Source organism: Synechocystis sp. LEGE 06083 (assembly GCF_015207725.1).
GTDB lineage: Bacteria > Cyanobacteriota > Cyanobacteriia > Cyanobacteriales > Microcystaceae > Synechocystis > Synechocystis salina.
Genome location: NZ_JADEWJ010000012.1, coordinates 22,022 through 28,670, shown reverse-complemented (window position 1 = coordinate 28,670; position 6,649 = coordinate 22,022). Strand labels below are relative to the sequence as shown.

The following is a 6,649-nucleotide window of genomic DNA, read 5'->3' as shown; positions in this document are numbered from 1 at the left end:
CCGTTAAGGCCCCCAATAACAGCATCCCTTTTTGATAAGCTCGCTTTGAAAAGTTTGTCGGTATTATCATGAATTTTTTACAAAAGTAAGGGCTAGGTTTTTTATTGCGGGACAGAGCTGATTCTTGCTGATTGCCATCGACTTCAGCAATTTTATAGAAATTGATCATAGATTTTTTGTTGCCTTTTGTCATCAATCGTAACAAAATTTTGTTTGAGGAAATTTATGCTTATTTTGGCAATGAAAATTAACAAATTACTGGCAGGCACAATTTAACGTTTGGGACGAAATATATGACTGTGGTCGGGGTGATAAAGGCGCGATCGCCTAGGCAGATCGGTTTTTAAGGCTGGGCTGATTAAGTATAGGGTGGTGCGGATTAAATTTTCCCGTAAACTTAGGGCCGCCATTTCCCCCAAGGGAACTAACCAAATTTTTTCATCGGGCCACCCCACTCGAAAGCAAACCGCTACGGGGGTATCGGCAGGGTAGTGCTCCAATAATTGCTTCTGAGCTTTTTCCACATGGCGAGCGGCTAAGTATAGCCCCAAACTGGCTTGGTGGTAGGCCAAACTTGCTAACTCTTCCCGTTCTGGCACCGCCGAAGCCGCACCACTAATGCGGGTCAGCACAATGGTTTGTACCAGGTCGGGCACGGTGAGTTCACAGTTTAAGATAGCCGCCGCCGCCTGAAATGCACTAATACCCGGCACACAGACAAAGGGAATATCCGCTTCCCCCAGGGCCTGCATTTGTTCGTGAATAGCACTGTAGAGGGTCAAATCACCGGAATGCAGCCGCACCACAATCTTCCCTTGGCGCACCGCTGTGATCATTAACGGCACAATGGTTTCCAAGGTTTTACTCCCGGTGGCAATGCATTCTGTCTGGGGGCCTACCTCTGCCAACATTTGCTTGGGCACCAGGGAATCGGCATAGAGGACTAAGTCCGCCGCCTGGAGGAGTTTTTGTCCCTTAATGGTCAGTAGATCGGGATCACCGGGGCCTGCCCCAACAAAATAAACTGCCGGAGAAAAAGATTGTCTGGTTGCGGTCATAGATTTGCAGGTATGGGATTTTGGTGAAAAATCAGTAATTGATCTGCCGGTACGGTTTCCATGGCGTAGGGAATACCATGCTGGTCAGCAAATTCAACTTCAAACGTCTGGTCGTCAAGTTCCATTACCACTGTTCCCACCTGGCCAGGTTGCAGGTAAATCGGCTCACCTGTTTCAAAATTTTTGGTTATCCGACCTTCAGTAAGAATAACAACATCTAAGTCTTTAATTTTCATAATTACCTGCTACTTTCTAACGGGATAACAACTAACTAAGCGAGGAAAATTTTCCCCTTTACGAACAACCCATGCTGATAAAATCTAGGATTTCCCCTGTTCTGTTTTCAGAAAAAACTTGAGATTATAGTATTTACCAAAGTTATTTTCTTTATGAATTAATGCCTGTTCAGTTATTGTAGCTTTTTCAATAGCCTGGATAAGAATTTCAGCATTTTCTAGGGTAATCCCTAATTTTTTTTGAAATAGATAGGCTTTATCCTTGCCTCTGCCATGGTCAAAATTAAGGCAGTAGTTGTTAATTTTTTCCAGATAGTCTGCCTGGGCGGCATTGGGTGATTTCATGGGCTATGCGATCAAACCCATTTCCTGTAGATTTTTCCTGAGTCGCTCTGCCTCCGGAGATTGTCGTTGTTCATAAAGGGCGATCGCCTGTTGAAAAGCATCGACACTTTCTTGGATTAGACCAGCCTTAAAGCTGGTAACAGCTAGGTTTTGATAGGCTTCGGCATAGTCCGGTTGGAGGGCAATGGCCTGTTGATAACCCTTAATAGCTTCCAGCAAATTACCTTGGGCTTTGTGAATCATGGCTAAGTTGAAAAAGGCGATCGCCTGGGATGGATCAATGTGAATTACTGCTTGATAAACCTTAATGGCTTCGCCCAATTCCCCCAAGTCTTGCAAAAAAGCACCGTAATTAATCAAAGCGCCTAATTTTAGAGGCAGTAAAATTTCTTCGTCGAGGGCTTTTTGATAATGTTTGCGGGCCAGCTCCCATTTTTGTTGGCGGCGGTAGGCATTGGCCAGATGGTAGTGCAATTCAAACCGCACAGGAATGGAAGCTGTGTTGCGCTTTAGACCCTGTTTGAGTAGTTTTACCCCCTCTTTTTCGTCCCCTAAGCTGAAATATAAAGCCCCTAACTTACTGCAGAGGTAAGGGTCCTGGGGACTATCTGCCATGGCTTTTTCGAGCAAATGCTTGGCCCGCTGGGTTTTGCCCCGTTCCTTAAGCAAGGTGGGACTATAGCCTTGGTGGAGGATGGCTACCCCTGGTAAATCAATCACTTGCCAATGGGGTTCTCGTTCCAGTAAAGCCAAAACACTGTCATCAATGGTTTCGTGGTAGGGACGACTAAATTGCACCGCCGGATGGCGACGGAATAGCCTGGATACCAACGAATAGGGGGACTGATTACTTTCCAGTTCGTGGCGCATTAGATTCACCACTAAAGCATTGTCCATGGCGATCGCCTTTTGGATGCCATCTTTAACCAGAATATTCAGCCTTTCGTCAGCATCGAGCACTAACACCCAATCCCCCGTGGTGGCCGCCAGGGCCTGATTGCGGGCCAGGGCAAAGTCATCTTCCCAGGGCACAGTGATCACCTTGGCCCCTGCTTGGGTGGCAATTTCCACTGTATTATCCGTGGACCCCGTGTCCGCTATGACCATTTCATCCACTAGACCCGCCACACTGGCCAGACACTCCCCCAGGAAAGCGGCTTCATTTTGAACAATCATGGAAAGGCTGAGGCGAGGCATAGGGGTTTAAGCAAAATCGGCAAAAGGTCAGTCAATCATCCTAACCGAATTGTCCGGTAAGATGGGTGTGGTTTCCAAACAAAATAGTCCCTTACCTTTGGGATAGGGCTAAACGGGGAACTTTTGCCCCCGTAACTAGACCGATTAGATTAAATTCAACTCAAAAAGACTAAACTTACTAGCGATTAACGAGGAGGTTGAGGGTGGTGGACTGGAAAGTTCGGGCAATTCGGGGTGCAACGACGGTTTCGGAAAATAGCTCTGAGGCAATCCGAGATGCGGTCTGTGAGCTGCTGGATGTCATCGAAGCAAACAACGCCTGCCCCCCGGAGGACATTGTCAGCGTCACTTTCTCCGTTACCCCCGACCTCGATGCAATTTTTCCGGCGGCGATCGCCAGGCAGAGGCCCCGCTGGGAAAATGTACCGTTGTTAGATGTGCAACAAATGTATGTCAAAGGTAGCTTAGAACGGTGTATTCGGGTGTTAATTCACGTCAACAGCCAAAGCCCCCAGTCAGAAATGTACCACGCCTATTTGCGCCAAGCCCGCAGTTTGCGCCCCGACTGGCATTTGGCTCGGTTTTAAGACCATAAATTTTAAACACTGGACTTGTTTGTTGGGCAACGGAATAAACCTAATTTTCAGTGTGGTCGATTGTTCCATGAAATTCCATGTCAACTAACTGGGTTGGGGGAGTCCGCCTCAGCCATCATTTCCCTTTTAATCACCTTGTAGTTCCAGAAACCAAAGATTAGCCAAAAAGCTAATAGGCCAGAGGTGGAAATTAGCATGGGAATCAGACCAAATTGACGAATTAAAGTGGGGGCCGCCGCTGTAAATAATCCACCACCAACAATGGGTTCAAAAAATAATTGTTTATAGGCAAAGCTTTCAAAGGCGCCGGTGCGGTTATGGGGGTCCACCATTTTAATTAACAGAATTCCTGTGGCGGTAACTCCCATGGATTGACCCATATCACCAATCCCTCTTTCAAACCAATAACTAGGTAAAATTTTCGGAGCTAAGTAGACGAATGCCACAATGTTCCAGATAATGCCCACTAAGGACAAGCTGAGAAAAACGGGCAAATTAGCTCCCAACACCTGCAACTTGATCGAGGCTAAGGCCGTTACCACCACCAAATCCAAGGCAACTCCAGCAATTCTTTCCTGTAAATTTCTAATAATCAGGGAATCTAAATCCAACTTTTTCATAATTAGTTGGACAATAATGCCCCCAATCAAAGCCATGGGAAATAAAGGAATGGCTCCGGCCAATTCAAAACCCGTTTTTCCCCAGGTGAAAAATTCCAACAATCTGAGTAGCTCTAAAATTATCCAGCCAATCAAAACCGCTAAGGCTGTAAAGCCAAAATTCAAAGATAGGGGATCAATTAAAAGGTTGCGCATTAACTGAGCCCTTCTACTCAAAACACGATCACTTTCCAGATGGGCAGTGGGTTGAAATTGGGCGTCTCCTGATGTTACCTCGGTCGGTATTTCTTGGATGTAATTGTTGCGCCTGCCCCAATCGGCCAAAACCGTTCCGGCGATTACCCCAGTGACAATACCCACGGTGGCCAATCCCAGGGCTAAATCTCCACCTTCAGGAAAATCTAGTCTGTTGAAGGTTTCCGCCATACCGGCTGCAGTTCCATGGCCTCCTTCAAAACTGATTTCCACCAGGGAAGCAATTATCGGATCAACATCGAACAGAGGAATTAAAATCAATAAAGTTACCAGGATGGGCAAGGCATATTGCCCCCAAGCCAACGTCTGGCCAAAGGCCACCTGGGGAGAAGTTTTACGCCAAATTTCCTTCGGTTTTGGAATGGTTTCCCCTAGGAATAGGGCCGCAAAAACTATATTGATGAATACTCCAGGAGACTGGGTCCAGACAGTGCGGGTAGTTTCGGGGAATACTCCCCCCGCCAAATAACCATCTGCAGGCACCCCCAGGGCCACGGCAATGGAACCAACTACCCCCGGCCCCAACAATAAGGCGATCGCCCCGGCAATAATCGATTCTGGTAAATATAATTTTTGAAATAGTTTAATTTTCTGTTTTATAAATCTACCTGCCAGAATTAAAATCGCCAGGGTGATAAACGCAAATAAAACATTGATTAAACTAAGCATTTTGATAGTTATGATAATCGTTTTTTTTCGTAGCGGTGGCAAGATCCAGGGGATAAATTAGCGGCGAAAGTTGGGAGTCTCGCCCTTGGTACAATTTAAAAGTATTTCACCCCAGGGGTAAATATGCTTAACCCGCTAGGTATGGCAAGCGGGGCTCGATGCTATCTTGTATTGATCTGGATTTTCTGTAACATCGGCTACAAAATTCTCCCTGCGATGGTCATGCTTTGATGTCGCTCTTCATACAAATGATCTAGTTGATCAAGTCTGTGGTTGTGACGAGCATAAGCCCAATATATTCCCCTGTGTCTGTCTTACAAAGAAGTAAAGTTCATACTTTCTACTTGCCAAGGGAAAACTAAGTTCATTTTCCCAATTTTCTCTAGCAAAAATCTTGGTCTGTCGTCATGGATTTGGATGGAGGAGAAGAGAAAAACGAATAGTCAGGTATTGCAAAACACAATGTTGCCTAGTGGACGACAGGAAGACTCCGTTGAACATGAGTTGGATGTTCAAGTTAGCGTTGGAAATAATTGCGGACAATTTGGATGATTTTTTGGCTCGCAGTGCCGTCCCCAAAGGGATTAATGGCATTGGCCATTTGTTCATAGGCCTGGGGCTGGCTCAGTAACTCCCCGGCGGCCTTCGTAACTGTGGCGGGATTTGTCCCCACTAATTTCGCTGTCCCGGCGGCGATCGCCTCTGGTCTTTCGGTGGTTTCCCGCAAAACTAGCACTGGTTTGCCTAAGCTGGGGGCTTCTTCTTGCAATCCACCAGAATCGGTCAATAACAAATAGCAGTGCTGAATGGCTCCCACCAATTGAGCGTAGTCCAATGGTTCTGTGAGGAAAACCCTGGGGTGATTGCCCAAAGCTTGTTGAATTGGCTCCCGCACAGTGGGGTTACGATGCATGGGCAATAGTAAAGCCGTGTCGGGAAACTGCTCTAGAATTTGCTCAAAGCTAGTCAAAATATCCTGCAGGGGCTCCCCCCAATTTTCCCGACGATGCACTGTGGCTAGCAAAACTCGATACTTTTGCCAATCCAAACCTTCAATGGGGCAAGCTGGTTTTTGGTCGGCCACTGTCAATAGAGCGTCAATGACCGTATTGCCTGTCAAATGGATTTCCCCGGTGACGTCCGATCGCCGTAAATTCTCCACCGCTAAGGTAGTGGGGGCAAAATGCAACTGGGCAAGCTGGGAAATTAGGCGACGATTGGCTTCCTCTGGGTAGGGGTTAAACAAATTATCAGTGCGTAAACCTGCTTCCACATGGCCAATGGGAATTTGTTGGTAAAAAGCTGCCAGGGCCGCCGCAAAGGCCGTGGTGGTATCCCCCTGAACAATCACTAATTGGGGTGGTTTTTCCCGCCAGAGTTGTCCTAGTCCTTCCAAACAACCCTGGGTGATGTCCGTCAAGGTTTGTCCCGGTTGCATGATGGCCAGATCCTCATCCGCCGACAATGCAAATAAATCCATGACCTGTTGCACCATTTCCCGGTGTTGCCCTGTTAACAGCACTTGGGTGTGCATATCAGGCTGGGCCAGGAAAGCACGGATAACCGGGGCTAATTTAATCGCTTCGGGGCGGGTACCCAGGGTAATACAAACCGATAGGGGAGATACAGGCATAGGTCACCAACACAGATAATCCCAGGTTAGCGGAGAGGGG

The 6,649-nt window shown here is 47.0% G+C and carries 8 protein-coding genes; 1 reads left to right on the top strand and 7 read right to left on the bottom strand.

Going from position 1 to position 6,649, the window contains the following annotated elements; translation table 11 throughout:
* From IQ219_RS19915 to IQ219_RS01820, 5 genes are all read right to left on the bottom strand, one after another.
* Positions 1-193 (bottom strand): hypothetical protein (locus IQ219_RS19915; protein ID WP_228016637.1); only part of this gene is annotated, 193 nt, incomplete at its 3' end.
* A 79-nt stretch (positions 194-272) separates the two neighbouring features.
* A complete protein-coding gene (gene cobM, locus IQ219_RS01835) occupies positions 273-1,058 on the bottom strand; it encodes a precorrin-4 C(11)-methyltransferase (RefSeq protein WP_194019171.1) in 786 nt (261 codons plus the stop codon).
* Positions 1,055-1,294, bottom strand: a complete 240-nt coding sequence (locus IQ219_RS01830) for a DUF4926 domain-containing protein (RefSeq protein WP_228016636.1) — start codon at positions 1,292-1,294, stop codon at positions 1,055-1,057. Before IQ219_RS01830 ends, cobM begins: the two co-directional genes overlap by 4 nt.
* A gap of 84 nt (positions 1,295-1,378) precedes the next feature.
* Positions 1,379-1,639, bottom strand: coding sequence for a DUF6883 domain-containing protein (locus tag IQ219_RS01825; RefSeq protein ID WP_228016635.1), 261 nt, complete (start codon positions 1,637-1,639; stop codon positions 1,379-1,381).
* A 3-nt stretch (positions 1,640-1,642) separates the two neighbouring features.
* Positions 1,643-2,836, bottom strand: a complete 1,194-nt coding sequence (locus tag IQ219_RS01820) for a tetratricopeptide repeat protein (protein ID WP_228016634.1) — start codon at positions 2,834-2,836, stop codon at positions 1,643-1,645.
* A gap of 203 nt (positions 2,837-3,039) precedes the next feature.
* Between IQ219_RS01820 and aroH the strand changes: the two genes are divergently transcribed.
* Positions 3,040-3,423, top strand: a complete 384-nt coding sequence (gene aroH, locus IQ219_RS01815; protein WP_190596208.1) for a chorismate mutase — start codon at positions 3,040-3,042, stop codon at positions 3,421-3,423.
* Between the two features lie 89 nt (positions 3,424-3,512).
* Here aroH and IQ219_RS01810 read toward each other — a convergent pair whose 3' ends face one another.
* A complete protein-coding gene (locus IQ219_RS01810) occupies positions 3,513-4,976 on the bottom strand; it encodes a sodium/glutamate symporter (protein WP_194019148.1) in 1,464 nt (487 codons plus the stop codon).
* Between the two features lie 517 nt (positions 4,977-5,493).
* Positions 5,494-6,609 (bottom strand): non-hydrolyzing UDP-N-acetylglucosamine 2-epimerase, encoded by a 1,116-nt coding sequence (gene wecB, locus IQ219_RS01805; RefSeq protein ID WP_194071517.1) that lies wholly within the window; start codon positions 6,607-6,609, stop codon positions 5,494-5,496.
* Between the last annotated feature and the right edge of the window lie 40 nt (positions 6,610-6,649).